This is a genomic window from Winogradskyella sp. 4-2091, from assembly GCF_045765065.1.
GTDB lineage: Bacteria > Bacteroidota > Bacteroidia > Flavobacteriales > Flavobacteriaceae > Winogradskyella.
In genome coordinates, this window is the sequence record NZ_JBJKOD010000003.1 from 14538 (window position 1) to 41468 (window position 26931).

At 31.8% G+C, this 26931-nt stretch carries 25 protein-coding genes; 16 read left to right on the forward strand and 9 right to left on the reverse strand.

From position 1 onward, the window contains the following. Positions 1 to 3: 3 nt before the first annotated feature. Both ACJBCC_RS04615 and ACJBCC_RS04620 read right to left on the reverse strand, forming a co-directional pair. Positions 4 to 1701 (reverse strand): DUF4270 domain-containing protein, encoded by a 1698-nt coding sequence (locus ACJBCC_RS04615; RefSeq protein WP_299102467.1) that lies wholly within the window; start codon positions 1699 to 1701, stop codon positions 4 to 6. A gap of 5 nt (positions 1702 to 1706) precedes the next feature. Next, on the reverse strand, positions 1707 to 2522 hold the full coding sequence (locus ACJBCC_RS04620) for a glycogen/starch synthase (protein WP_299102465.1): 816 nt from the start codon (positions 2520 to 2522) through the stop codon (positions 1707 to 1709). Between the two features lie 110 nt (positions 2523 to 2632). On the opposite strand from ACJBCC_RS04620, the gene panC reads away from it, so the two are divergent. The 14 genes from panC (at position 2633) to ACJBCC_RS04690 (ending at position 15531) form a co-directional block, all read left to right on the forward strand. Then, positions 2633 to 3484 (forward strand): pantoate--beta-alanine ligase, encoded by an 852-nt coding sequence (panC, locus tag ACJBCC_RS04625; protein ID WP_299102463.1) that lies wholly within the window; start codon positions 2633 to 2635, stop codon positions 3482 to 3484. Positions 3485 to 3497: 13 nt separating this feature from the next. Then, positions 3498 to 3848, forward strand: coding sequence for an aspartate 1-decarboxylase (gene panD / locus ACJBCC_RS04630; protein ID WP_173299659.1), 351 nt, complete (start codon positions 3498 to 3500; stop codon positions 3846 to 3848). Between the two features lie 4 nt (positions 3849 to 3852). Then, the gene (locus ACJBCC_RS04635) at positions 3853 to 4812 is read left to right on the forward strand and encodes a YbhN family protein (protein ID WP_407556532.1); all 960 of its coding nucleotides are present in this window, start codon (positions 3853 to 3855) and stop codon (positions 4810 to 4812) included. A gap of 37 nt (positions 4813 to 4849) precedes the next feature. Next, positions 4850 to 5998, forward strand: coding sequence for an alpha/beta hydrolase (locus ACJBCC_RS04640; protein WP_299102458.1), 1149 nt, complete (start codon positions 4850 to 4852; stop codon positions 5996 to 5998). Between the two features lie 78 nt (positions 5999 to 6076). Then, positions 6077 to 7273, forward strand: coding sequence for an alpha/beta hydrolase (locus ACJBCC_RS04645; RefSeq protein ID WP_299102456.1), 1197 nt, complete (start codon positions 6077 to 6079; stop codon positions 7271 to 7273). Beyond that, the gene (locus tag ACJBCC_RS04650; RefSeq protein WP_299102454.1) at positions 7263 to 7412 is read left to right on the forward strand and encodes a hypothetical protein; all 150 of its coding nucleotides are present in this window, start codon (positions 7263 to 7265) and stop codon (positions 7410 to 7412) included. Before ACJBCC_RS04645 ends, ACJBCC_RS04650 begins: the two co-directional genes overlap by 11 nt. Positions 7413 to 7474: 62 nt before the next feature. After that, positions 7475 to 8833 carry a DNA repair protein RadA gene (gene radA / locus ACJBCC_RS04655; RefSeq protein WP_299102452.1) on the forward strand — a complete coding sequence of 453 codons (1359 nt, stop codon included), beginning with the start codon at positions 7475 to 7477 and terminating at the stop codon, positions 8831 to 8833. A gap of 47 nt (positions 8834 to 8880) precedes the next feature. Further along, the gene (locus tag ACJBCC_RS04660; protein ID WP_299102450.1) at positions 8881 to 9258 is read left to right on the forward strand and encodes a hypothetical protein; all 378 of its coding nucleotides are present in this window, start codon (positions 8881 to 8883) and stop codon (positions 9256 to 9258) included. A gap of 88 nt (positions 9259 to 9346) precedes the next feature. Beyond that, positions 9347 to 12751: an isoleucine--tRNA ligase gene (gene ileS / locus ACJBCC_RS04665; RefSeq protein ID WP_407556533.1), complete on the forward strand. Its 3405-nt coding sequence runs from the start codon at positions 9347 to 9349 to the stop codon at positions 12749 to 12751. A gap of 5 nt (positions 12752 to 12756) precedes the next feature. Continuing rightward, on the forward strand, positions 12757 to 13137 hold the full coding sequence (locus tag ACJBCC_RS04670) for a TraR/DksA C4-type zinc finger protein (protein WP_299102446.1): 381 nt from the start codon (positions 12757 to 12759) through the stop codon (positions 13135 to 13137). A gap of 86 nt (positions 13138 to 13223) precedes the next feature. Beyond that, positions 13224 to 13835, forward strand: a complete 612-nt coding sequence (locus ACJBCC_RS04675; protein ID WP_299102445.1) for a hypothetical protein — start codon at positions 13224 to 13226, stop codon at positions 13833 to 13835. A gap of 6 nt (positions 13836 to 13841) precedes the next feature. Then, complete coding sequence (locus ACJBCC_RS04680; protein WP_299102443.1) at positions 13842 to 14699, forward strand: hypothetical protein; 858 nt, start codon at positions 13842 to 13844, stop codon at positions 14697 to 14699. A 23-nt stretch (positions 14700 to 14722) separates the two neighbouring features. Then, positions 14723 to 14884, forward strand: coding sequence for a hypothetical protein (locus ACJBCC_RS04685; protein WP_299102441.1), 162 nt, complete (start codon positions 14723 to 14725; stop codon positions 14882 to 14884). 32 nt (positions 14885 to 14916) lie between these two features. After that, positions 14917 to 15531, forward strand: coding sequence for a lipoprotein signal peptidase (locus ACJBCC_RS04690; protein ID WP_299102439.1), 615 nt, complete (start codon positions 14917 to 14919; stop codon positions 15529 to 15531). Position 15532: 1 nt separating this feature from the next. Here the strand turns inward: ACJBCC_RS04690 and ACJBCC_RS04695 are convergent, their stop codons facing one another. From ACJBCC_RS04695 to ACJBCC_RS04720, 6 genes are all read right to left on the reverse strand, one after another. Next, positions 15533 to 15943: a response regulator gene (locus ACJBCC_RS04695; protein WP_299102437.1), complete on the reverse strand. Its 411-nt coding sequence runs from the start codon at positions 15941 to 15943 to the stop codon at positions 15533 to 15535. A gap of 5 nt (positions 15944 to 15948) precedes the next feature. Further along, positions 15949 to 17076: a PAS domain-containing sensor histidine kinase gene (locus ACJBCC_RS04700; RefSeq protein WP_299102435.1), complete on the reverse strand. Its 1128-nt coding sequence runs from the start codon at positions 17074 to 17076 to the stop codon at positions 15949 to 15951. Between the two features lie 101 nt (positions 17077 to 17177). Then, positions 17178 to 17741, reverse strand: a complete 564-nt coding sequence (locus tag ACJBCC_RS04705) for a 5-formyltetrahydrofolate cyclo-ligase (RefSeq protein WP_407556534.1) — start codon at positions 17739 to 17741, stop codon at positions 17178 to 17180. After that, positions 17738 to 18706 (reverse strand): succinylglutamate desuccinylase/aspartoacylase family protein, encoded by a 969-nt coding sequence (locus ACJBCC_RS04710; protein ID WP_299102431.1) that lies wholly within the window; start codon positions 18704 to 18706, stop codon positions 17738 to 17740. The genes ACJBCC_RS04705 and ACJBCC_RS04710 overlap by 4 nt, the downstream gene beginning before the upstream one ends. A 20-nt stretch (positions 18707 to 18726) precedes the next feature. After that, positions 18727 to 19602: a 30S ribosomal protein S6--L-glutamate ligase gene (gene rimK / locus ACJBCC_RS04715; protein WP_299102429.1), complete on the reverse strand. Its 876-nt coding sequence runs from the start codon at positions 19600 to 19602 to the stop codon at positions 18727 to 18729. Further along, positions 19599 to 20027 carry a RimK/LysX family protein gene (locus ACJBCC_RS04720; protein WP_299102427.1) on the reverse strand — a complete coding sequence of 143 codons (429 nt, stop codon included), beginning with the start codon at positions 20025 to 20027 and terminating at the stop codon, positions 19599 to 19601. Before ACJBCC_RS04720 ends, rimK begins: the two co-directional genes overlap by 4 nt. A gap of 89 nt (positions 20028 to 20116) precedes the next feature. Between ACJBCC_RS04720 and uvrC the strand changes: the two genes are divergently transcribed. Together uvrC and ACJBCC_RS04730 are read left to right on the forward strand one after the other, a co-directional pair. Further along, the gene (gene uvrC, locus ACJBCC_RS04725; RefSeq protein ID WP_407556535.1) at positions 20117 to 21910 is read left to right on the forward strand and encodes an excinuclease ABC subunit UvrC; all 1794 of its coding nucleotides are present in this window, start codon (positions 20117 to 20119) and stop codon (positions 21908 to 21910) included. Between the two features lie 49 nt (positions 21911 to 21959). Continuing rightward, positions 21960 to 24197 carry a patatin-like phospholipase family protein gene (locus ACJBCC_RS04730; protein ID WP_407556536.1) on the forward strand — a complete coding sequence of 746 codons (2238 nt, stop codon included), beginning with the start codon at positions 21960 to 21962 and terminating at the stop codon, positions 24195 to 24197. Positions 24198 to 24241: 44 nt separating this feature from the next. Here the strand turns inward: ACJBCC_RS04730 and ACJBCC_RS04735 are convergent, their stop codons facing one another. Then, positions 24242 to 26911 carry a carboxypeptidase-like regulatory domain-containing protein gene (locus ACJBCC_RS04735; RefSeq protein WP_407556537.1) on the reverse strand — a complete coding sequence of 890 codons (2670 nt, stop codon included), beginning with the start codon at positions 26909 to 26911 and terminating at the stop codon, positions 24242 to 24244. Positions 26912 to 26931: the final 20 nt, after the last annotated feature.

The window sequence follows — 26931 nt, forward strand, 5'->3', positions numbered from 1 at the left end:
TTTTTAGTTATTTGGTTCTGTATAATAAATTTCTAAATAAACACGCTTATCGGCATCGCTTGTAGCGTTACCATGTAATATTAAACCTCTCGGTGAAACGGTAGAACTTGCAGGTATATTAAAATCTAAATTAGTTGGGGTTTGTACTTCTCTTTGTGTGATCGCTTCTTCAATATTAACATTTAAAGAAACAGCCAAACCTAGTTCTACATTAGTAGAATCCCTCAAAAGAAGATTATTTATATGCTCTGTAATTCTAAATTTATATTTAACACCTTCACTATTTGGATCATCGTTATCAACTCGTTCTAATGGACCAAGATGGTTTACTATTGAAAACGAAGGTAACGTATTATTAATACCATCTAAATAATAATCTACCAACGGTGACTTATTATCTATATCATACAAATAGAGGCGATTAGGTTCGTTGTTCTGCTCATTATTTTGGTCAACTAAGTAAAATATTAGGTTAGCTTCATTGACTAAACGTTTAGAACTTTCAAACTCATTGTTTTCATCGAGATTTACAAAATCACTTCTAAATTTATCAAAGTTTGTAATACCAGCACCTTCATCGTAGAAACCTTGAAACAATTTAATTCCGGCTACAGCTCCTTCACCTCCTTTTAAGTAAATTTCACTATCACCTGTTTCTGAATTACCTTCAGCTATTGGTTGCGTAAAATCGTTGTCGAAAAAATTGATTTTATTTGGGCCAAAGTTTAAAACATAAGTATCTGAGTTTGTAGAATCCACACCATCAGTAGATGTTGTTGTGTTACTGTAATAAATGGTAATATTGGCGTTAGCATTATTTGTATTTAAAATAAAGAAATCACCATCGTTATCTTCATTAGGTTCTGCTACAAAATATAAACCTCTAAAATAGTCCTCAAAATTGTTTTGACTACTTAAAACCGCATCACCTTCTTTGTCTATAATTTTGTTTTGCCAAAATGCATGATCTAATTTAATTCTAATACCTGGATTTTGGGTTTCTAATATAGTTTCAATACCATCATCATCTACATCATTAACATCAGTTAGAATAAAAGGGTCTGAATTGATTTTAATAGTGTTACCCACAACACTGCCTTCAGGATCTTCATTATCAGTAAATTCTAATTCTTCACCCATTAGCGTTGTAATAGTCTCAGTATTAGACGCTGTTTTATTTGAAAAATAAGCTTGACTTTCATTAAAATCGCCTTCAGGATCAAAATCTCTAATGAAATATTCATTCTCATAGATTCGCAATTTTAAATCTTTATAAGTATCACCATTTGGTATAATTGAATCTACATCGTAAACAACGTTTCCATCATCATCAAAACTAGAAGCTGTACTGAAAAATGGAATAGTTACAACCACGGAATCTATTATTGTTTCGTTGCCAAAATCTGGATCAAAAGTTTCAGGCGATAATTGGGTTACGAAACTAGCTGTGGTTCTACCATATACATCATCATAAATACCTAAAGTACTTAAACCTGTTCCAAAATCATTGGTTTGTACAGGGCCCAAAGGCTTTGTGTAAGTGATAATGTTGCTTGTAAAATCTTCTATAGTGAAGTTTGTTGCATTATCTGAATTAACAACATCTGATTCGATCGCTGCAAAATCATTATCACATGCAATAAAACTAAATACAATTAATCCAAAAACTAATAATTGTAAGGCAAATTTATTTCTTTTCATAGTAATTATTTACTGTTAAGTACAGTATTGGTATAAAAATCAGTATATGGATCTGCAAATTCTTCAATAGAAAAATAATCTAAAACTGGTTTTGATAAATCGTTTAAATAGGTATCTAACTCTTCAGATAAATTTTCAGATCCTCTAATAATTGCATCAGAATTATCAATTGCAATTTTCATTAAATTATTATAATCTGGCTGCTCTAATAATTTAGTCGATTCAGTGTCTAGTCCGTCAAAGTTAATTTTAGAGATCATGTTTTTATCTAACGTACCATCAAAAGATTGATTGTATACAGAGGTTACAATTTTGCTTTCAGTAAAAAGAGGTTCCGTTTTGTAAAATTCCTTTAGATATAAAGGTAATAGTGAGGCTAACCATCCATTTACATGAATAATATCTGGAGCCCAATTTAATTTTTTTACAGTTTCTATTACACCTTTAGCAAAGAAAATAGCACGTTCATCATTATCTGAAAACAACTTTCCATTTTCGTCAGTTAAAGTGGCTTTTCTTTTAAAATAATCTTCGTTATCTATAAAGTAAACTTGAATTCTTTCTTTAGGTATAGAAGCTACTTTAATTATCAATGGCATATCTAAGTCATTAATCACTAAGTTTATACCAGATAGTCTAATCACTTCATGAAGTTGGTGTCTTCTTTCGTTAATGTTTCCAAAACGAGGCATAAATATTCTTATCTGACCTCCTTGTTTGTTTACCATTCGAGGCGCTTCAAATGACATTGAAGAAATCTCTGTTTCTGGTAAATATGGAACTACTTCCGAGGACACATACAATATTCGTTTATCTTTCATAAATCTGCTTCTTTTGAAAATTAAGAGTAAAAAACATGCAAAATTACAAAATTTTGGGCAGATTGCTAGTATTATATTATGTTTGCACGCGTTAATTTTTTGTTAGAATTGTGAAAGTATATTACAATAAATCCGAATTATCTAAATATTTAGACAGCCTAAGAGAAAACGGAAACTCCATAGGGTTTGTTCCTACAATGGGAGCATTACATAACGGTCATTTATCTTTAGTTAATAAAGCGCTTAGCGAAAACGACTTTCTTGTAGTTAGTATTTTTGTAAACCCTACACAGTTTGATAATCAAGAAGATCTCGTAAAATACCCAAGAACTTTAGAAGCAGATGTTAATTTATTAAAAACGGTTAATGAAAATGCAATTATTGTCTACGCACCAACTGTAGACGATATTTACGGCGATAAAATAGAATCTAAATCTTTTAAATTTGATGGTTTAGAACATCAAATGGAAGGTGCTTTTAGAGCAGGTCATTTTGATGGTGTAGGAACTATTGTTAAACGATTGTTTGAAATTGTTGAGCCTAAAAGCGCTTATTTTGGAGAAAAGGATTTTCAACAACTACAAATAATTAGAAAGCTAGTAGAATTATACAATCTGCCAGTAAATATAATTGGCTGCCCAATCCACAGAGCTAAAGATGGTTTGGCAATGAGCTCTAGAAATACGAGGTTAACTTCAGCGCATAGAAATGCAGCACCATTTATATATAAAACTTTAGTTGAAGCTAAAAATAAGTTTGAAACTAGAAGTGCACAAAATGTGACAGAATGGGTAGAAATACAATTCAAAACACAAGAACTTTTAGAGTTAGAGTATATCATAATTGCAAGTATTGATACCTTAAAAACTGTAAAAAGAAAATCGTTGAAAAAGAAATATAGAGCATTTATTGCGGTATATGCAGGCGATATTAGACTAATTGATAATATCGCATTAAATTAATTATCTTTGTAAAATGCAAATACAAGTCGTAAAATCAAAAATTCACCGTGTAAAGGTTACAGGTGCAGCACTAAATTATATTGGTAGTATTACTATTGATGAAGATTTAATGGATGCAGCTAACATTATTCAAGGTGAAAAAGTTCAGATTGTAAATAATGACAATGGTGAACGTTTAGAAACCTATTGTATTCCTGGTCCTAGAAAAAGTGGAGAAATTACTTTAAATGGAGCTGCAGCTAGAAAAGTTTCTATAGGTGATACATTAATTCTTATTACATATGCCTTTATGGATATTGAGGACGCTAAAGTTTTTAAACCATCTTTAGTATTTCCTGATGAAGCTACAAATCTTCTAAACTAAGAAGTTGGCTTCCCCTAAATCCATCCTAAAAGTTGTCATTCCTCTTCTATTAGGTGTAGGTTTGGTATGGTATTCACTATCTAAAATTTCTGTACCAACGTTATTACAGTATTTTAAAGATGCGGACTATTCTTGGATAATTCTGGGTGTGTTTATGGGCCTTTTAAGTCATGCATCTAGAGCCTACCGTTGGCTTTTTATGGCAGAACCATTGGGTTATAAACCAAAATTTGGAAACAGTTTTATGGCAGTGTACGCCGCATATCTCATTAATTTTACCATTCCAAGAGCAGGAGAAATTGCAAGAGCATCCATATTAACAAATTATGAAGAAATTCCATTTGATAAAGGTATAGGATCTATAGTTGCAGAACGCGTGGCAGATACTATAATGTTATTGTTAATTATTGCAATAGCATTTTTTTTAGAATTTGAATTTATCTATGATTTTTTCGCTTCAAAATTTAATTCGACCTTGATTTTAGTTGGTATTGCTGTGCTCTTTATTGGTGCATTGATTGTGTTTCTCTTAATAAAAAAAAGCCACAGAAAGTTTGCCTTAAAAGTAAAAGGATTCGTTTCTGGTCTCATTGAAGGTGCGTTGAGTATTTTTAAAATGAAAAAGAAATGGGCTTTTATAGGTCACACCATATTTATTTGGGTTATGTATGTGCTAATGTTCTATATCACAACATTTGCGTTGCCAGAATTACAGAACATTTCTATAGCAGCTATATTAATTGGCTTCATTCTTGCAAGCTTTAGTATTGCAGCCACTAATGGCGGAATTGGATCATTCCCTGAGGCAGTAGTCATTGCTTTTTCGTTATTTAGTATGTTAGAAGAACCAAGTAGAGCATTTGGTTGGATAATGTGGTCAACTCAAACTTTAGTTATTATTGTGATAGGTGGCCTATCGTTATTATATTTGCCTATCTATAATAGAAATAAAACGGCAGCTTAGAAATATTTTTTAACTTGCTAATATTATCAATATAAATATGAAGAATTTTTACCTACTTCTAATAAGTTTCTTTTTTGTGTATAATCTTCAAGCACAAGCTATTTATAAAACAATAGATTCTTATAAACTTGAAGGAAAACGTGAATTAAAAATTCAGTTACCGAGAAATTATGATCCTGAAGAAAAACGAACCTATCCATTAATTATCGTTTTAGATGGAGATTATCTGTTTGAGCCAATAGCTGGTAACATTGATTATCAGTCTTATTGGGAAGACATACCAGATTGTATTGTAGTTGGTATTAAACAAGGAACTACCAGAAATGATGATTTCTTCTATGACGATGAATCTTTTTTTCCAGCGCATGAAGGTGCCGCTTTCTACGAGTTTATGGCAGCTGAATTATTACCATATATTGAGGATAACTACAAGGCATCAAACTTTAGAATAATTGTAGGGCACGACCTTAGTGCTAATTTTATTAATTATTATTTGTTTAAAAACGAGCCTCTTTTTAGAGCATATGTGGCCTTGAGTCCAGATTTTGCACCAGAGATGAAAGATAGATTGAAACAGCGTTTAGAAATTCTGCAACAAGAAACATTTTATTATCTAGCAACTGGTGATGCGGATTTAAAAAGTTTAAGATCTTCAATTATAGAAAGTGATTCCATTATTTCTACCATAGAAAATGAAAAATTACTTTACACATTTGATGATTTTGAAGATGCCAACCACTACGGTTTAGTAGGTAGAGGAATTCCCAAGGCTTTAAATCAAATTTTTGGGCTCTTTAAACCTATAAATGCCAAAGAATATAAAGAAAAAGTTCTCACTTATGAAGGTTCTCCGTACGAGTATCTGGTTAAAAAATACGAAGACATAGAATATTTCTACGGATTTGAAAAAAAGTTGATTGAAAATGATATTAGAGCCATAGCAGCAGCAAGCAATAAAAAAGACGATTTAGAATCTTTAGAAAAATTAACGAAGTTGGTTAAGAAAAATTTTCCAAAATCGATGCTAAGTTCTTATTACTCAGGTATGTTATATGAAAAAGAAGGTAATCTGCGAAAGGCCTTAATTCAATATAAATCTGGATTATTATTGCAGCCTTCACAATTTATAGATAAGGAAATTATGCTCGAAAAAATGTACGATACGCAAGAAGCCTTAAACGATTAAGTGCATTTCATCGAAAAAAATTGACTATTTGACGATAATTAACTATGTTTGGTGTCCCAAAACTAAACCTACTTAATTATGAGAAAAACTATCTTAGTAGTTCTTACTTGTTTTATTTGCGTGCTATCCTATGCGCAAATTTCATACGAAGAGATTTCTTCGTCTCGCTTAAACTCTATTCGACAATTAAAAATTAAGTTACCAACCGATTATGATTCTAAAGCAGATAAAAAGTATCCGCTTATTATCGTTTTTGATGGTGATTACTTATTTGAACCCGTAACTGGTCAAGTAGATTTTCAAACCTATTTTGATGATATGCCAAGCTCAATTGTCGTTGGTGTAATGCAAGGTGAAGAACGAGTTTATGATAGTTACTACGAACCACAAACAGGATTACCTACAGAGTCTGGTATAAGATTCCACGAGTTCGTATCAGAAGAATTATTACCGTATTTAGATGACAAATACAAAACAAGCAAATTTAGAGTTGCCGTAGGTCATGATATAATGGGTAATTTTATAAACTCATATTTATTTAAAGAAGACCTAGAGTTTCAGGCCTATGTATGTATTAGTCCTGATTTCGTTGGTTCCTTGAGAAATTTTGTATCTAAGCGGTTAGCACTTTATAAGAGCGATGTCTTTTATTATATGGCAACTGCAGAAAAAGATATTCCAGCAATAAGAGAGAATATACTATCTACAAACGAATTAATTAAAACCGTTGAAAATAAAAACTTAACGTACTATTTTGATGATTTTAAAGGCGAAACACATTATACTTTAGTAACAGGAGCCATATCAAGATCTTTTGATAAAATTTTCTCAATCTATAATCCACTTCGTGAAAAAGAATTAGAGGAAAAGGTCTTAACATATGAAGGGACTTTAGATGAGTATTTAGTTGATAGATATAGAAGAATAGAGAAACTATTTGGAATTGAAAAAGATATTAGTGAAGAAGAGTTAGAAAAAGTGGCAAAAGTAGCCGAGCAAAGAGAAGATTATAAATCTTTATTTAAGTTAGGAATTTTGGCAAATAAATTGCATCCAGAGACCTTATTAGGTACATTTTACTTGGCTCAATCTGCTGAAAAATTGGGAAAAACTAAGAAGGCAAAAAAGCTTTATGAAGATGCATTAACTTTAAATGATGTAAGTCATATTAATAGAGATTTTATTTTCTCTAAAATTGATGAACTTGCATTGACATTAGTCGATACAGACGATGAGGATGCCGAAGAAGAGGAGGAGGTTGAAGATGAAAAATAAAAAGAAAACACCTTCAACAGATTATTTTTTTGAATCAATATTTAGAAAATCTAAGCAATTCTTGTTATTTAACTTACCTTCAAAATTAGCGGCATTAAAAATTATGGCAATTATATCTTGGTTTAGAGACATCAACTAAAATTGTTTTAATTTAGCTGTTCTTAATTTAAAAATTGATTGTTGTGTAAGCAGCAAAAGAACATGGCTAAAGTAAAAACAACTTTTTTTTGTCAGAATTGTGGAAGTCAGTATGCAAAATGGCAAGGGCAGTGCACGTCTTGTAAGGAATGGAATACCATTGCAGAAGAAGTTATTCAGAAACCTGAAAAAAGCGATTGGAAAACTCCGACAACAACCACTAAGCGCGTATCAAAACCATTACTTATTAATGAAATTGATACCTCCCAAGAGGCACGTTTAGATATGCAAGATGGCGAGTTTAATCGTGTTCTTGGAGGCGGAATGGTTAATGGGTCCTTAACACTTTTAGGTGGCGAACCAGGTATAGGAAAAAGTACGCTTTTACTTCAAATTGCTTTAAAATTACAATACAAAACACTTTATGTTTCTGGAGAAGAAAGTCAGAAGCAAATTAGAATGCGTGCAGAACGTATTAATCCTAATAGCAATAATTGTTACATTCTTACAGAGACTAAAACTCAAAATATATTTAAACAGATTGAAGCTTTAGAGCCAGATATTGTGGTAATAGATTCAATTCAAACCTTACATAGCGATTATATAGAATCGTCTGCAGGAAGTATTTCTCAGATTAAGGAATGCACAACCGAACTTATAAAATTTGCCAAAGAAACGTCAACACCAGTTTTATTAATTGGTCATATTACTAAAGATGGAAATATTGCAGGTCCAAAAATTTTAGAGCATATGGTAGATACGGTTTTGCAGTTTGAAGGCGACCGCAATCATGTGTTCAGAATTTTAAGAGCTAATAAAAACCGATTTGGTTCTACTAATGAACTCGGTATCTACGAAATGCAAGGCAAAGGATTAAGAGAAGTTTCTAATCCTTCTGAAATACTAATTTCAGAAAAAGATGGCGAGCTTTCAGGTAACGCCATCGCTGCAACTTTAGAAGGCTTACGACCTTTAATGATAGAAGTACAGGCTTTGGTAAGTACAGCAGTTTATGGAACACCACAACGTTCTGCCACAGGTTTTAATGCTAAGCGTTTAAATATGTTATTAGCCGTTTTAGAGAAACGTGCAGGTTTCCGTTTGGGAGCAAAAGATGTATTTTTAAATATTACTGGAGGCATCACTGTGGATGATCCTGCAATAGATTTAGCCGTTGTTGCAGCTATTTTGTCTTCTAACGAAGATGTAGCATTACAAAGTGATTTTTGTTTTGCAGCAGAAGTAGGTTTATCTGGTGAGATAAGACCAGTACAACGTGTAGAGCAACGTATTTTAGAAGCTGAAAAATTAGGGTTTTCTACCATATTTGTTTCCAAGTACAATAAAATAGCCTTAAAGAATACGGTTATTAAGATTCAATTGATTTCTAAGATTGAAGATTTGGTTGGATTTTTAGTTTAAAATTCCTTTGAAAAAAGGAATCTCACAGTTATTTACAATTCACGAAGATGAAAAAGCCACTATCATCTACATTAGGACAATTATTCGCATTTATTTGTTATGCTTTATTGGCAGCTTCTATTGGCATTATAGCATATTCATTGGTGGTTAAGGACTGGCCAGGAATAATTGCCGGAATTTTATTTGGAACATTCAATTATATCATCTTTGGAAGAAAATTATTCAGAACACAAGCCATAACTTTTGATGAAAACTATTTCTATTTTAAAGACCAATCTAAAGTTGAATTATCCCGAATTCAAAATATAGAAGATGGAAAAATCACATATTTCCATGATGGCATAGAGAACATTATATATGTAAATCCTTATTATCCTTCAAAAAATCATCAATTATTCTACAAATATTTTAAACTAAAAACCTAAAAATTTAGTAATCTATACATAGCATATAAAACCTTTAACTATTTCCACAAAATTCTGTAATTTCGCACCTCGAAAAGAAAACAGAATAATGAGTACAAAGTTCCCTGAATATAAAGGACTTAACTTGCCAAACGTTGCCGATGAAATCGGTAACTATTGGGAAGCTAATAATATCTTCGATAAAAGTGTAACTACAAGAGAAGGAAAACCACCTTTTGTGTTTTTTGAAGGACCACCTTCTGCAAACGGTTTGCCTGGTGTGCATCACGTTTTAGCACGTGCTATTAAAGATATTTTTCCACGTTACAAAACCATGAAAGGGTTTCAGGTTAAACGTAAAGCCGGTTGGGATACGCACGGACTGCCAGTTGAACTTGGAGTAGAAAAAGAACTCGGAATTACCAAAGAAGATATTGGTAAAAAAATCACTGTAGAGGAATATAACGAAGCTTGTAAAAAAGCCGTTATGCGTTACACTGATATTTGGAACGACCTAACTCAAAAAATGGGGTATTGGGTAGATATGGACGATCCATATATTACTTACAAATCCAAATATATGGAATCTGTTTGGTGGTTACTAAAACAGATTTATGAGAAAGATTTAATCTACAAAGGTTACACTATTCAGCCATATTCACCAAAGGCAGGAACGGGTTTAAGCTCGCACGAGTTAAACCAACCAGGAACGTACCAAGATGTTACAGACACAACGGTTGTAGCACAGTTTAAGGCGAATGCAGAGTCGTTACCAGATTTTCTTCAAAATGAAGGCGATATTTTCTTTTTAGCTTGGACAACAACACCTTGGACCTTGCCAAGTAATACCGCATTAACGGTTGGGCCAAAGATTGAATATGTCTTAGTTGAAACCTATAATCAATATACATTTAAACCTATGAATGTGGTTTTGGCTAAGAATTTAGTCAACAAACAATTCGATGGAAAATTTAAACGTGTTGAAACAAAGCCAGAATTACTAGAGTACAAAGAAGGCGATAAAAAGATTCCTTACTTCGTAGTTAAAGATTTTGTGGGTAAAGATTTAGTTGGCATCACATACGAACAATTGTTACCATACGCCTTACCAAATGATAACCCTCATGATGCTTTTAGAGTAATTTCTGGAGATTTCGTAACGGTTGAAGACGGAACAGGTATTGTACACACTGCACCAACTTTTGGAGCAGATGATGCTATGGTTGCAAAACAAGCAACACCAGAAATTCCACCATTATTAGTTAAAGATGAGAATGGCAATTTAGTACCATTAGTAGATTTACAAGGTAAGTTTAGACCAGAATTAGGCGAATTTGCAGGTAAATATGTAAAGAATGAATATTACGATGATGGCGAAGCACCAGAACGTTCTATTGATGTTGAATTAGCCATTAAATTAAAAACAGAAAACAAAGCCTTTAAGGTTGAAAAATATAAGCACAGTTACCCAAATTGTTGGAGAACTGATAAGCCAATTTTATACTACCCATTAGATTCTTGGTTTATTAAAATCACGGATGTAAAAGGGAGAATGCACGAGCTAAATACCACGATTAACTGGAAACCTAAATCTACAGGAGAAGGGCGTTTTGGTAATTGGTTAGCAAATGCAAACGACTGGAATTTATCGCGTTCTCGTTTCTGGGGAATTCCATTGCCAATCTGGAGAACAGAAGATGGAAAAGAACAATTATGTATTGGTTCTGTTGCTGAGTTAAAAGAAGAAATGGCAAAGTCTGTGGAAGCAGGCGTAATGTCTGAGGATATTTTTGCGGAGTTTGAAGTAGGCAATATGTCTGAAGAAAACTACGAAACTATCGATTTACATAAAAATGTAGTTGATAAAATTGTATTAGTTTCAACATCAGGTCAACCCATGAAACGCGAAAGCGATTTAATAGATGTTTGGTTCGATTCTGGTTCTATGCCTTATGCACAATGGCATTATCCATTTGAGAATAAAAACTTTATTGATAAAAACGAAGCATTTCCAGCGGATTTTATTGCAGAAGGTGTAGACCAAACACGTGGATGGTTCTATACATTGCATGCTATCGGAACTATGGTTTTCGATTCTGTGGCTTACAAAAATGTCGTTTCAAACGGATTAGTTTTAGATAAAAACGGTCAAAAAATGTCTAAGCGTTTAGGTAATGCTGTTGACCCTTTTGAGACGTTATCTAAATACGGAGCAGATGCCACACGTTGGTACATGATTAGTAATGCCAATCCTTGGGATAACTTAAAATTTGATAGCGAAGGGATTGCTGAGGTAAGCAGAAAATTCTTCGGAACATTGTATAACACCTATTCATTCTTCACGTTGTATACAAACATTGATGGTTTCAATTATAGTGAAGCAGATATTGCTTTAAATGAAAGACCAGAAATAGACCGTTGGATTTTATCTGAGTTGAATACTTTAATTCAGAAAGTAGACGATTATTATGCAGAATACGAACCAACCAAAGCTGCGCGAGCAATTTCAGACTTTACACAAGATTATTTAAGTAACTGGTATGTACGTTTAAGTAGAAGACGATTCTGGAAAGGCGATTACCAAACAGATAAGATTTCGGCATATCAAACACTTTATACATGTATTGAAACCATTGCAAAGTTAGGCGCACCAATAGCACCTTTCTTTATGGATCGTTTGTATTTAGATTTAAATGCAGTGACTAAAAAAGAAACGTTTGAGAGTGTACACTTAGCAGATTTCCCTGTTGCAAATACCACTATTATAGACAAGGTATTAGAACGAAAAATGGAAAGTGCGCAAACAATATGTTCACTAGTATTATCGTTAAGAGCTAAGGAGAAAATTAAAGTACGTCAGCCGTTACAGAAAATTATGATTCCTGTTGATAATCAGCAACAAAAGGAAGAAATTGAAGCAGTTGCAGATTTAATTAAACACGAAGTAAATATAAAAGAAGTTGAACTTTTAGAGGATGCTTCAGATATATTAGTGAAACAAATAAAACCAAATTTTAAGGCTTTAGGACCTAAGTTTGGTAAGGATATGAAGTTGATTGCTAGTGCGATAAGTGCTTTTGATGCAAATGACATTAAAAATATCGAGCAAAACGGTAATATTGACGTTGAAGTTAACGGAAAAAAGATTAATTTGGGACTTGATGATGTTGAGATTACATCGCAAGATATTGAAGGATGGCTTGTTGCTAACGAAGGTGCATTAACTGTGGCTTTAGATGTTACAATCAATGAAGAATTACGTAAAGAAGGAATTGCAAGAGAGCTTGTAAATCGTATTCAAAATTTACGTAAGGATTCAGGATTTGAGGTTACAGACAGAATTGACGTACAACTTCAAAATGATTCTCAAGTAGCAGCAGCAATTGTTTCAAATGAGGCGTATATTAAATCAGAAACATTAACTGAAGATTTAAAAATTATGGACACCGTAGACAATGGTATAGAAATTGCGTTCGATAACGTAAATACTAAATTGTTTATTAAAAAACATTAAAAAATATGGCAACAGATACTACAAGCAGATACTCTGATAAAGATTTAGAGGAATTTAGAACTATCGTTTTAGATAAAATTAAAAAGGCAGAGCACGATTTAGAGTTAATTAAAAGTGCATATATGAATGACCATAATAATGGTACAGATGATACTTCACCCACATTTAAAGCATTCGAAGAAGGAAGTGCGACGATGAGTAAAGAAGCGAATTCGGCTTTGGCTATACGTCAAGAGAAGTTTATTAGAGACTTAAAGAATGCTTTAATTCGTATTGAAAATAAGACTTATGGTGTATGTCGTGTAACTGGTAAATTAATTAAAAAAGAGCGTTTAAAGTTAGTGCCTCATGCTACATTAAGTATTGAAGCTAAGAATATGCAGTAACCAATTCCTACGAAGGTAGGAATCTCTATAATTGAGGACTTATTTTGAATAATACAGAAATCATAAAGCCGTGGAATTTTAATTTCATGGCTTTTTTTTTGCTTTTTATATTTAACCTTACAGCTATAGAATCTCAGAATGTTATAGAGAATACTATACAAGCCGATGGTATCACTTCTGTTTCTATTAATGGAAATGATATTTTTAATATTTCGGTGTCAACTTCAGAAACAGATCAAATTAAGATTACTTCAACTTTAGATGGCGAATACCAAAATGATTTTCAAATTGTTGTAAAAGAAGGAAAATCAACATTAAATCTAAGCTTAGAACACGTATCCTTAGAAGAAATACCAGACGATAAACGTAATGCGCATAAGGTAATTGCAGCCACATTACACCTTGAAATTCCTGAATCTCTTAAAGTAAATATTCTTAGCGATATTGGCTCTGTGAGCTTATTAGGGACTTTTAATACGCTAAATGTTGAATTATTACGAGGACAATTTAATATAAAAGGAAAAGTTAAAACAGCAACTGTAAATACGTTAGACGGAAATATTCACGTTATTACTAATAGTGCTACAATTGAAGCAAATTCTAATCATGGTGAAATAGAACTAGATGAGTTTTTTAATACATCTTCTGTTTGGATATTGAGGTCAATTCATGGTGATATTAGAGTAGTAAATAGCTAATTATATATGAGAAACTTAATATTAACTTTTTTATTAATACTAATAAGTTTCACAACAAAAGCCCAAGCCAACGATACTGAAGCCGCCTTGTACAATGTAGGTTTTGGAGCTGTATTTGGTACTGTAGGAGCAATAATCAATAAATCTCCAGATGAGCCTTTAGGTAAAGTGATTAAAAAATCTTTATGGCAAGGCGCTTTAGGCGGTTATATTACTTTTGAGAGTAAGCGTGTTTTAAGAGAAGCAAGAAGACAAGAACAGTGGGAATATTTTTGGATGGCTAAATTGATTAATGCGGCTGGCACTTCTATTAAGGAAAATACAGCGTTAAATAAGAATTTTTACGAGAAATGGCACTTAAATATTGGTTTTAGTAGACTAGAATTTAATACAAAGGATGAGTTCTCTGTAAAGTATAAATTGATGCCTGTAGCATTTGTGTATAATGTAGATGCTCTATTTAGGTATAAATTTGAATTAAAACATAGTCTGCGTGTTGGTGAGTTTGTTTATTCAATTAATCGAAGATTAGAAAATAGTAATTATGACGAAATTGTGGCTTCTGCTACCGCTGGCTATATGGTTTTTAATAAATCATATTTAAATCAAATAGATATTAATGTACACGAAATAATACACTTATATCAATCTAATGACTTTTCTATTTTCAACACTTATCTTAATAAGCCATTAACGAAATGGTCTGCAGAAAACAAAACGGTTAAATGGTTAAACGAACATTTATATACGGAATATCATTATTTAATCTTAAGACCACTTTATATTTTTGAAGCTAATAAAGCAGAGACTCATTATGATAACATCTTTGAACATGAAGCTCAGTACTATGGTAGAGGTTTTTAAAAGGAAAGGTTAAAACAGCAACTGTGAATACGTTGGAAGGAAATATTCGCGTTACTACTAATAATGCTACAATTGAAGCAAATTCTAATCATGGAGAAATAGATTTAGATACATTTTTTAGTAAAATTTCTATTTGGACATTGATTTCAATTCATGGTGATATTACAGTGCTTAAACAGGAATAATCCTTTATTTTTGCCTTTCATTATTTTTAAATATGTCCTTAAAAAAAGCCTCAATTCTCATCGTTTTAATTCTACTGATTGATCAAATCAGTAAAATCTACATCAAAACTCATTTTCAATTAGGTGAGGATGTTAAAGTATTCTCATGGTTTCATATTGCATTTATAGAAAATGATGGTATGGCTTGGGGAACAAAATTGAGCGATTTCACAACCTTAATTTCAGACCGTTCTGCAAAGCTTATTTTAACTTTGTTTAGAATTATAGCCGTTACAGGTATTGCCTTTTGGTTGCTAGATGTTATAAAAAAGAAGAAATCTAAGACTTTAGTATTCGCTATTTCTATAATATTTGCTGGTGCTTTAGGGAATATATTAGATTCTGTGTTTTACGGATTTTTATTTAGTGATAGTATTATGCAGGTTGCTACTTTTTTACCAGCAGATGGTGGTTATGAAAGTGTTTTTCATGGTAATGTAGTAGATATGTTATATTTTCCTTTGTGGAGTGGTGTTTTACCAGAAGGTATTCCTTTAATTGGTGGTAAATACTTTTCGTTTTTCGATCCTGTTTTTAACATCGCAGATGTTGCAATAAGCACGGGAATTGGGATTTTAATTGTATTTAATAAAAAGGCATTTAAATAAATTATGCTGTTTTATTAAATACAGCTTCTAATTCATCTATTCTTACAGGTTTTACAAGGTAATTATGGACTGTAGACAATGATTTAGCTTTGTCTATATCTATTGCGTTAATGGAAGAACTAACCACATATAGTGTAATTGGGTTATTAAACTTATTTTTAATTTTTGTGAAACGCTCTAAAAATTCCCATCCGTCCATAATTGGCATATTTAGATCGAGTAAAATCACTTCTGGTATTTGTTCTTCTTTAAAGTTTTGAAGTAAGGTTTCAAAATAATCGATTCCTTCTTTTCCATCTTTAAATATGAGTAAGTGATCACAGAGTTTTTTAGTCTCAATGATTTTTTTAACCAAATTCACATAGATTTTGTCATCATCAATTATACAAGCGAGTTTTATTTTATTCTTCATGTTATTTAAAATTTAATTGTGAAGGTTGTACCGATATTTAGTTCACTTTCTACTTGTATTTCGCCATCTAATGACTCTATTTGGTTTTTAGTTATAAATAAGCCTATACCTCTAGCGTCTTCATTATAATGAAACGTTTTGTACATACCAAAAATTTTGTCTCCAAACTTCTTCATGTTAATACCAGAACCGTTATCAGAGATTTTTAAAACTACACGGTCATAATTTTTATAGTCTCTAGATGCAGAGATATTAATTACTGGATCTCTGTCTTGGTGTTTATATTTAATAGCATTAGTGATTAAATTTAAAAAAATACTATCTAAATATGCGGGAATATACTTAATAAATTCTGCTTTGCTAAAATCAGCATTTATTGTTACATTATTATTGTCAATAATTTGATTAATTGATGTTGTAACTTGCTCTAAAGTATCGGCAAAATTAACTTCAACTTTAAGCTGGTTAGAATTGGTTTGAATAGAAACCACTTCGTTTAAATGTTCTATAGTAGTATTTAGACTCTCTGAAACATGAGAAATATTATCAAGCAGTTCTAGTTTTTCCTCTACTGTATTTAAATCGTTTATAAGTTGAACTATTAACGTTAAATTACTAGAATGTGATCTTAAGTTGTGTGAAACAATGTGAGCAAAATTGAATAATCTAGAGTTTTGAGACGCCACAATTTCTGAGGCTTTCTCTAAATTAATTTCCTTTTGTATAATGTAGTCTATATCTTGAAAGATTCCGCGTACACCAATAATTTTTTGATCGTCATTATATACCGGTTTACCAATTGCTCTCGCCCAAAACTTTCTTTTGTTGGCCGTTAACATTAATACTTCTGTATCAAAAGGAATACCAGAAATTGCACATTCTTTAAATGTATTGGCAATAAAACTATGATGTTCTTCTGCATATAAAGTCATCGCTATTTTTAGCGAAGGAACAAAATCTACTGGATATTCTAATAAATTTCTAGTAATATCATCCCAGTAACTTTTTTTGTTAACAAAATCTATGTACCAACTTCCTGTAGAGGTCATTAGAGCTGATTCTCGGTAATAGAAATTGTCCTCTTCTAGTTTTCTGCTAGAGATAATATGTTGTGTCAGGTCAGATTCCAGCATTCTACAACTTAAATTTTAAAGAAATGTATTTTTTCGTATTGCAATATACAACAATTTTACACTTAATCTAATTAAAGTGCATTTCGACGATAAAAAATATGTTAAAATTTGTAAATTTTATTGGGTGTTATGCAGAAATCTAGTGCAACATCATCTGTGGAACTATTGAAAATTTCGGTTTCTACTTCAAAGAAGGACAGTCCAATTTTTAAAGTTTCTGGTTGACATTGATTTAAAAAACGGTCGTAAAATCCTTTACCATAGCCAATTCTGTTTCCAACCTCATCAAAAGCTAAAAGTGGAATAAAAACTACTTGTAATTGGTTTGAAGCAATAGGAATGCCATCTATAGGTTCTGGAATATTATAACTGTTTTTTTTAATAGTCGTACTATCAGTTAGTAAGTAGTGCGACATACTGTAATCTTCAAAATTACTTTTAGAGATAATAATATGCTTGTCTTTACCAGCCAATATATTGAGGATATAATCAGTGTTAATTTCCTTTTGTTCTTCAATAGTTAAAAAGATATGGTAGAATGATTTGTTCCATATGTCTAAATTTAATAACCGATTGGCTATAGCTATGCTATGCTCATCAATCTCGGATTCTGTAAGCGATTGCCGTAACGCTTTATACTTAAGTCTTAATTGTTTTTTAGTCACTTTTTTACTTTTGTAGAAATATGAAAAATGGCATCGCCTTGATAGATGATAGGTGATTCATTAATATTAAAAACATAGCCATCATTTGGCGCTTTCACAAAATGGTTAAAACTACCATAAGGATCTGTAATATTGCCTAAGTCATCCCCTTTTTTAACTTCAGAATTAATAGCAACTGTAGCTTTAAACATGCCAGAATATTTTGCTCTTATCCATTTGCTTTCTAACAGATGAATGCAAGTTTGTTTAGGTGGCGAAACTTTAAATTTACTGCTAAGCATTTCAAGATGATGTAAAACACGTTTAACGCCATTTACACCAGTGTTAGTGATAGTATTGTCTATATTAAAAGATTTTCCGCCTTCAAATAATAAAATAGGGATTCCTAATTTGTGACAGGTGTTTCTAAAAGATTTACTTAGGTTTTTAGAGTAATAAATAAAGGGAGCGCCAAAAATTTTAGCCAGTTCATCTAAAGTTTTTTCATCTTTTATGATTCTAATTTGTGCCGCATTAAAGCGATCTGCACCACCAGTATGAAAGTCCATTACTAAATCTGCATGAGGCAAAATTTCCGTTACCAATTTAAAAGCAACTCTGCTCGCTAAAGAACCACCTTTAATTCCTGGAAAAACACGATTGAGATCACGACCATCGGGAAATTCACGATTCATATTTAAAAATCCAAAAACATTAATCACAGGCACACAGATTATTGTACCTCTTTTTGGTTTGTTAATACCTTTAGAAATAATTTGACGTACTATTTCTACACCATTCACTTCGTCACCATGAATACCAGCTGTAATTAAAACAGTAGGTCCTGGTTTTTTAGACCGTTCAATAATTACAGGAACATCAATAGTATTCTGCGTATGCAGTTTTGCGACATTAAAACTCACTTGAGCGCTTTCGCCTAATGCCACTTCTTTACCTAATATATGAAGTATGTCTTTTTGGCTCATATTTAATTATTGGTAAAATTTTAGTTTTTACTACGTTCTATAAATGTAATTATAGCTCTAGCAATATTTTTATGTGTTGCACCTTCAATACCTTCTAGTCCTGGTGTGGAATTCACTTCTAATAATAAAGGACCACGAGCAGATTGTAGCATGTCTACACCACAAACAGGGAGTTTTAAAACCTTCGCAGCATTCATCGCTAGCTTTAGTTCGTCTTGGTCTAGTTTTATAATATTAGCAGATCCACCACGATGCAAGTTAGATCTAAATTCACCTTCCTTACCTTGGCGTTTCATAGCGCCAACAACCTGGCCATCTACAACTAGAGCTCTTAAGTCTGCGCCTTTAGCTTCTTTTATAAATTCTTGTACAATGACTCTAGCTTGTAAGCCATTAAACGCCTCTAAAACGGATTCAGCAGCGTTTTTACTTTCTGCTAAAACAACACCAAGACCTTGTGTACCTTCTAGTAACTTAATAATTACTGGTGTTCCGCCAACATGCTCAATAACCTCTTCTACATCTCTAGAGTAATTAGTAAAAACAGTTTTTGGCATTCCAATTCCGGCTTTACTTAGCCGTTGTAAACTTTTTAGTTTATCTCTAGATCTTAAAATAGCCTCAGAGGATGCAATGGTAAATACACCCATTTCTTCAAATTGACGTACAACAGCGCAACCATAAAACGTTACAGAAGCTCCAATTCTAGGAATAATGGCATCAACATAATCGAGATATCTATCTCTATAATAAATAGTTGGCTTTTCTTTTTCTATTATAATATCGCATTTTAAGGGGTCTATTATTTCTATAGAATGACCTCTTTTTTCGCCTTCTTCAACAAGCCGTCTTGTCGAGTAAAGTTCAGGGTTTCTAGAAAGAATTACAATGTTCATTTAATAAAGGATTTTTTAAAGGATTGGTTTTCTAAATCAACATCGACCATAAATTTTAGTTTTAAAAATTGACGACCAATTAAAACAGGAAACTTCATATCGTCTCTAGTGCTTAAAGTTAAGTTAATCTTATAAGTTTTTCCAAAGAATATAACGGTAGTTTTAATTTTGTATCGGTTTTCTTTGTGCCCATTACTACTTTTTACATCCGTATATGTATAGGTGTTAAAAACAACTTCATCGCTTTTAAAGTTTGGATGCCTATTACTATCAAAAATACAATATAGTTTACCATCTACTTCTCTGATTTTAGAGCAATGAATGGCAGACGTATATGCGCCAGTATCTATTTTAATATCAATATTGTTAAGCTGTAAATCCGGAAAATTAACTCTATCAACACGTCCTAAGATTTTTTTTGTCATAACTTAATTATATAAAAAAGAGGCGCAAGATATAATAACTTTAAGTACTTGTAACTCTTAACTTATAAGTTTTATTTACCTTTGGTTATATGCCAGATTCTCCTTTAGAAATACAAATTAAAACCCTTCCTCATCAACCTGGTGTGTATCAATATTTTGATGCAGATGAGCGCATAATATATGTTGGTAAGGCTAAAGATATAAAAAAGCGTGTAAGCAGTTATTTTAATAAACACCACGATTATGGTAAAACACGTGTTCTTGTAAAAAACATAGCGTCAGTAAAACATATTGTTGTAGAGACTGAAAATGACGCTTTACTTCTAGAGAATAATCTCATTAAAAAGTATAGACCAAAGTATAATGTTCTATTAAAAGATGACAAATCTTATCCGTGGATTTGTATAAAGAAAGAACGTTTTCCAAGAGTTTTTCCAACTAGACGTGTTATAAAAGATGGATCAGAATATTTTGGACCATATACCAGCATGAAAACGGTAAAAACACTCTTAGGATTAATAAAAGGATTATATCAACTACGCACTTGCAATTATGATTTATCTGAAGCAAAAATAGAAGCAGGCAAATACAAAGTATGTTTAGAGTATCATTTAGGTAATTGCAAAGGTGCTTGTGAGGGTTATGAAACTGAGGAAGAATATCAGGCAAATATCATTGCTATTAGAGAGATTTTAAAAGGAAATTTTAAAGATTCTTTACAACAATTTAAAATACAAATGAGGCGTCATGCAGAAGCTATGCAGTTTGAAGATGCTCAAAAAATTAAAGAAAAACTTGAGGTACTAGAAAATTACCAAGCCAAATCAACTATTGTAAATCCTAAAATCAGTAATGTAGATGTATTCTCTATTGTTAGTGATGAGACGTATGCATATGTTAATTTTTTACAGCTAAGTTATGGCTCTATAATAAGGTCTCATACGCTAGAATTGAAGAAAAAACTGCAAGAATCTGATGCAGAATTATTAGAGTTAGCAATTACAGAAATAAGACAACGTTTTGATTCAAGATCTAAGGAAATATACGTGCCTTTTAAAGTTAATTTGGGAGATGATATAAAGGTTACAATCCCAAAACTTGGCGATAAAAAAAGCATCCTAGATTTATCACTTAGAAATGCCAAATATTTTAGGATGGATAAATTTAAGCAAGTAAAACTTGTGGATCCAGATAGGCACGCTAATAGAATAATGGCTCAAATGAAAGCAGATCTGCGTTTGTCTGAAGAGCCAAGACATATCGAATGTTTTGATAATTCTAATATACAAGGTACAAATCCGGTTGCTGCTTGTGTGGTTTTTAAAAACGGAAAACCAAGCAAAAAAGATTATCGTAACTTTATTATAAAAACAGTTGAAGGCCCAGATGATTTTGCGTCTATGGAAGAAGTTGTTTATAGACGTTATAAACGCTTAGTTGAAGAAGAGCAGCCATTACCACAATTGATTATTATCGATGGAGGAAAAGGCCAATTATCATCAGCGTTAAAAAGTTTAGATGTTTTAGGATTGCGAGGTAAAATTGCTATTATTGGTATAGCCAAACGATTAGAAGAATTATTTTATCCAGATGATCCAATTCCATTGTATTTAGACAAGAAAAGTGAAACATTAAAAATAATTCAACAATTAAGAAACGAAGCGCATCGTTTTGGTATAGAACATCACAGAAATAGAAGAAGCAAAGGAGCGCTAACAACTGAGTTGGAGAACATACCTGGTATAGGAGAGCAAACCATTATAGATTTAATGAAGCAATTTAAAACCGTTAAGCGTATCGCTAATGCAAAAGTAGACGAGTTAGAGGCCATAGTAGGCGTTTCTCGCGCAAATAAAGTTTATAATTATTACCATAAAGAATAAATTGTAACTAGTAAAACCCTACCGTGAATAATCAATCGGTTTATAATCAATGAAAATAAAATACCTTATATTATTCATATTACTTACGGCTTTTTTAAATGTAAATGCTCAGGATTCTATAGTTAAAAAAGAACCCAAAGTAGGTTTGGTGTTAAGTGGAGGAGGAGCTAAAGGTTTTGCACATATTGGTGTTTTAAAGGTTATTGATAGCTTAGGTATAAAAGTAGATTACGTTGCAGGTACAAGTATGGGAGCCATTATTGGCTCATTGTATGCGTCGGGATATTCTGGTAAGCAATTAGAAGTAATGTTCGAGGCTCAAAATTTTGATGAGTTAATTAATGACTCATTTCCTAGAGGTTCTAAATCATTTTATGAGAGAGAAAATGCTGAGAAATACGCAGTAACCTTGCCATTTGATAATTTTAAAATTAGTCTGCCGTCTGCATTATCTCGTGGTCAAAATGTGTATAATCTTTTGTATCATTTAATGCTTCCTGTTGATTCTACTGAGGATTTTAGCAAATTACCAATTCCATTTTTTTGTATTGCTACAGATATAGAAACAGGTGAATCTCTTGTTCTAGAAAGAGGCAAATTGGCAGAAGCAGTCTCAGCTAGTGCAGCATTACCATCCTTGTTTCAGCCCGTTATAATAGACGATAGGATTCTTGTGGATGGAGGTGTAACAAATAATTTTCCAGTTGAAGAATTACGTGCAAAAGGCATGGATATAATTATTGGAGTTGACGTGCAAGACGGTTTAAAGGATCGGAAATTATTAAAATCTGCTCCAGATATTTTATTTCAGATTAGTAATTTTAGAACCATTAATGCTATGAGAACTAAATCGAAGTTAGCAGATGTTATTGTTAAACCAGATATTACTAATTATTCCGTAATTTCATTTAATGAAGGCGAAAATATAATAAGTAATGGAGAGGCAGCGGCAAGAGTTCAGCTTTTAAAACTAGAAGAAGTAAAAAGACAACAGGTAAAAACTAGAGAGTATAAAGAATTAACTGTATTGGATAGTCTTAAAATAAATAAGGTTAGTTTAGACGGTAATGAACGTTATACAAGATCTTATTTAATTGGAAAACTAAAATTAAAAGGTAATGAGAAAATAAGTTATAAAGATTTTAAGGATGGTATAAGCAGTCTTATTGCTACAAATAATTTTGATACATTTAGATATCATTTAGAGCCAACAGAAAATGAAGGCGAGTATAATTTTGCAGGGAAAGTAATAGAGTCGCAAACATCTACCTTTCTTCGATTAGGTATACATTTCGATGAACTTTACAAAAGTGCCATATTAGCCAACTTAACAAAGAAAAAGTTGTTGTTTAGTAATGATATTGCTTCTTTGGATATTATTCTAGGCGATAATTCGAGGTATAATTTCGATTACTTTATAGATAAAGGGTATTATATAAGTTTAGGAGCAAAATCGCGTTATAACCAATTTCGTAAGAGCATTAGTCCATCTTTAGCTCTAGATGAAGATTCGCCATTATTAGAAGGGGTAAATAAATTAGATGCTAGAGCGTCAGATTTTACAAACCAATTGTTTTTACAAACTATTTTTCAGAAAGATTTTGCTTTACGTTTAGGAGGAGAGCATCGTCGTTTTAAAATTACATCTGAAACTATTACGGAAGATGATCAATCTGATAGGATAACTTTTGATAACACAAACTACTTTAGTGTTTATGGTAATTTGCTGTATGATGATTATGACAATGCGCATTTCCCAAAAAGTGGATTTTATGTTAATGCTAATTTTCATTTGTACTTAAATGCTTATGGTTTTAATAAGGACTTTAATGAGTTTTCTATAGCTAAAGCAGATTTAGGATATGCCTTTAGTTTTAATGATAAACTAGCCTTGAAAACAGAAGTTAATGGCGGATTTAAAATAGGAAATAAATCTACGAATACTTTAGATTTTGCCTTTGGAGGTTATGGCGCCAATTTTATAAGTAACTTCTATTCATTTTATGGTTATGATTTTATCTCCATTATAGGTAATAGTTTTGTAAAATCTACCTTTACCTTAGATTACGAATTTCATAAAGGGCATCATATCCTTGGTGCAGCTAATTTTGCTAATATTGATGATGATTTGTTTGAAACAGGTCAGTTTTTCTCATCTCCAGATTACACAGGTTACGCTTTAGGCTATTCCCTCGAAACATTTATTGGGCCATTAGAAGGGAAGTATTCTTATTCACCAGAAACTGGTAATGCCTATTGGTATTTTAATCTTGGGTTTTGGTTTTAATAAAAAGAATGTTTTGTCATGCTGAACTTGTTTTCAGCATCTCACTAAAGATTATAACTAATCTTAAACATCAAAATTCTAGGTAATACAAATGTTTTGTTATCACGTATAAGATAAGAATTAAATGAATTTTGTTGTTTAAATGTTACATCAAATAAATTAGTCCCATTAATCTCAAAACCCCAAGGGCTATCTTCTTTTTGGTAAAATAGGGATGCATTTGCAGTATCAAAAGTGTTGTTAATACTTTGATTTTTATTGTTGTAATTATCAAAGGTGTAGTCTGCCTTAAAGATAAAGTCTTGTAAAAAATCGTATTCTAGAATGATTTCTAATTTGTCGTTTTCAAACTTAGACGTGTTGTTAGAAGCTTTATAATTACTGAAATCTTTAGTGTAATTAATTTCTATATTGGGATGATTTTTAAAAAACGTTTCAATACCAACCGTTGAGGATATAGATTTTGAAATATTAAGATTGGTGTCCTCATTTAAGATTTGATAAACATCATTATAACTATAACGACCACTCAAGTTATAACGTATTTTTTTTATCTTTTTTGAAACACGTCCACTAACGGTCCAATTATGTTCTGGTTGATTAAACATAATTGCTGTATTAAAGGATTCTATACCATTGAGTTCTGTAACTGTTTTTATGCTTTTTGTACGTTTGTTAAAACTAGTATTAAGGTTAAAATTTAAGTTTCTAAATAAACTAAATTTATAGTAACTAAGGGTTGCGGAATGATACAATTGATTTTCTAAGTCGCTATTCCCTTTGTAAACGCTATTAAAACTAGATAATAGAAAATTATTAGCCAATTGGTTAATACCAGGAAAACGCGCATTAAGTTTATACCTAAAATTTAGTTTCTCACTATTATTAAAATCTACTTTGGTTGTAAATTGTGGTAAAAACAAATTTTTAGAAAATGTTTCTGCGTTCTCAAACTGTTGTGTGCTCCATAGATAACCATGATAAAATAGTGCAGGCTTAAAAGTAGCAATACCAACCTGAAATTTATATTCTAAGCCTAAATACGTATCTGCGAAACTGTATTTAAAGTCATTACCAAAACCAGCAGAACTAAAATTATTGACACTTCCATCATTTAGTAACTGTACATCTTTATTAAAGAAGTCATTAAATGATAAATTAACACCAACACTTGTATAAAGATGATTAAAGTTATTAAGCACCCAATAATCTTTAACAATGGCATTAAAATTATGCGATTTAGAAGTTTTAGTCTGCAGAATATTGAACACATTTTCATCTTCTAAAGGAATTAAACCTTGCAATATTTGCTGATTAGTCAGCCATTCTGTTAATGGTTTGTCATTCTGAAAATTATAAGTAGCTTCTAAAGTAGCTGTATGTACTTTTGATAGTTTACGGCTATAACTTATATTTTGTTTTAGATTAAAAGAGGTGACATCAGTTAGTGTAGTAATATTATTAATATCATCTAAGCTTATAGTATTTATTAAGCCATAACTATCATTATTGGTCACTTTCACAAAAGCATTATACGCAAAGTCTTCTTTATAACTTGGGTCATAATCTATGGTTAGTTTACCAATGGTAAAAAAGTTGTTTAGGTTGTTAGTAACCGTTCTATCTTCTGTAAAAGGGTCGCTAATATTTTGGTAAGTATTTAAAGTGTTACTTGCTGTTTGCGTTTTAGAGTTAGAGGTAATTAAATACCCACTAACATCTGTATGTTTAGAAACCGACTGCCTAATATTTAAAGCGCCAAATTGGTTAATATTATCTGTAAAATCTTGGTTGTTGAGGTATTGCGCAAAATCACTATTAAAAAGACTAAAATAACTACCAGCATCATCTAAGAGTTTGCCAAAACCTCCTTCAAACTCTAAGTAATCACTGAAACTAAAGCTTTTTATACCTTGGTTATTTAAGTCTCCAATAAAGTTTAGATTCGTTTTTGGGCTATAATAAAAAAGATTAGGATGCACAAGGTAACGTTCCTTAATACCAGCACCAACCTCAATATCGCCAAACACAAACTTCTTTTTATCTTCTTTTAGTAATATATTCATTGCCATATCCTCAGAGTTTTGCAAACCTTTAAGCATGGCAACCTCATTATAGTTGTCTAAGACCTCTACTTTTTCTACAGCATCTGCAGGTATATTATTTACAGCGAGTTTACTGTTGCCAGTAAAAAAGGTTTTATTTTCTACTAAGACTTTGGTTACTTTTTTACCCTGTACCATTACATTACCTTCCCTATCTACTTCTACACCAGGTAATTTTTTTAAGGCATCTCGTAGTTTACGTTCTTCGCCAGTTACAAATTTTGTTATATCATAGGTAGTAGTATCTGTTTTTACTACAACTGGTGGTATATAATTGATAGTAACCTCATCCAATTGGTTTGGTTTTTCGATTAAAACAAAATTTTTAATTAAATCCTGGTTGATTGAAATTAAGGAATGAATATTGGGTTTATAGCCCAAATAACTAACTGTTATGTCGTAAGAAATATTTTTTACTAAGCTTAATTTATAGCTGCCGTCTTTTTCTGTAATGGCAAATCTTATTTCCTGATTCTCGGTATTTGGTACAGCAAGGATATTAGCATAGGGAAGTTGGTTTTGAGATGAGTCAGTTACTTTGCCTGTAACTTGGATTTCTTGAGCATTAATCATAGAAGAAAACCCTACTTTAATAAGTAGGATTGACAAATAAAATAAATTGTTATTTA

Bases quoted from the DNA above. Each gene is read 5' to 3' on its own strand.
- ACJBCC_RS04615 (WP_299102467.1), bottom strand. From the start codon at position 1,701: ATGAAAAGAAATAAATTTGCCTTACAATTATTAGTTTTTGGATTAATT.
- ACJBCC_RS04620 (WP_299102465.1), bottom strand. From the start codon at position 2,522: ATGAAAGATAAACGAATATTGTATGTGTCCTCGGAAGTAGTTCCATAT.
- panD (WP_173299659.1), top strand. From the start codon at position 3,498: ATGCAAATACAAGTCGTAAAATCAAAAATTCACCGTGTAAAGGTTACA.
- ACJBCC_RS04640 (WP_299102458.1), top strand. From the start codon at position 4,850: ATGAAGAATTTTTACCTACTTCTAATAAGTTTCTTTTTTGTGTATAAT.
- ACJBCC_RS04645 (WP_299102456.1), top strand. From the start codon at position 6,077: ATGAGAAAAACTATCTTAGTAGTTCTTACTTGTTTTATTTGCGTGCTA.
- ACJBCC_RS04650 (WP_299102454.1), top strand. From the start codon at position 7,263: ATGAAAAATAAAAAGAAAACACCTTCAACAGATTATTTTTTTGAATCA.
- radA (WP_299102452.1), top strand. From the start codon at position 7,475: ATGGCTAAAGTAAAAACAACTTTTTTTTGTCAGAATTGTGGAAGTCAG.
- ACJBCC_RS04660 (WP_299102450.1), top strand. From the start codon at position 8,881: ATGAAAAAGCCACTATCATCTACATTAGGACAATTATTCGCATTTATT.
- ileS (WP_407556533.1), top strand. From the start codon at position 9,347: ATGAGTACAAAGTTCCCTGAATATAAAGGACTTAACTTGCCAAACGTT.
- ACJBCC_RS04670 (WP_299102446.1), top strand. From the start codon at position 12,757: ATGGCAACAGATACTACAAGCAGATACTCTGATAAAGATTTAGAGGAA.
- ACJBCC_RS04675 (WP_299102445.1), top strand. From the start codon at position 13,224: ATGGCTTTTTTTTTGCTTTTTATATTTAACCTTACAGCTATAGAATCT.
- ACJBCC_RS04680 (WP_299102443.1), top strand. From the start codon at position 13,842: ATGAGAAACTTAATATTAACTTTTTTATTAATACTAATAAGTTTCACA.
- ACJBCC_RS04690 (WP_299102439.1), top strand. From the start codon at position 14,917: ATGTCCTTAAAAAAAGCCTCAATTCTCATCGTTTTAATTCTACTGATT.
- ACJBCC_RS04695 (WP_299102437.1), bottom strand. From the start codon at position 15,943: ATGAAGAATAAAATAAAACTCGCTTGTATAATTGATGATGACAAAATC.
- ACJBCC_RS04700 (WP_299102435.1), bottom strand. From the start codon at position 17,076: ATGCTGGAATCTGACCTGACACAACATATTATCTCTAGCAGAAAACTA.
- ACJBCC_RS04710 (WP_299102431.1), bottom strand. From the start codon at position 18,706: ATGAGCCAAAAAGACATACTTCATATATTAGGTAAAGAAGTGGCATTA.
- rimK (WP_299102429.1), bottom strand. From the start codon at position 19,602: ATGAACATTGTAATTCTTTCTAGAAACCCTGAACTTTACTCGACAAGA.
- ACJBCC_RS04720 (WP_299102427.1), bottom strand. From the start codon at position 20,027: ATGACAAAAAAAATCTTAGGACGTGTTGATAGAGTTAATTTTCCGGAT.
- uvrC (WP_407556535.1), top strand. From the start codon at position 20,117: ATGCCAGATTCTCCTTTAGAAATACAAATTAAAACCCTTCCTCATCAA.
- ACJBCC_RS04730 (WP_407556536.1), top strand. From the start codon at position 21,960: ATGAAAATAAAATACCTTATATTATTCATATTACTTACGGCTTTTTTA.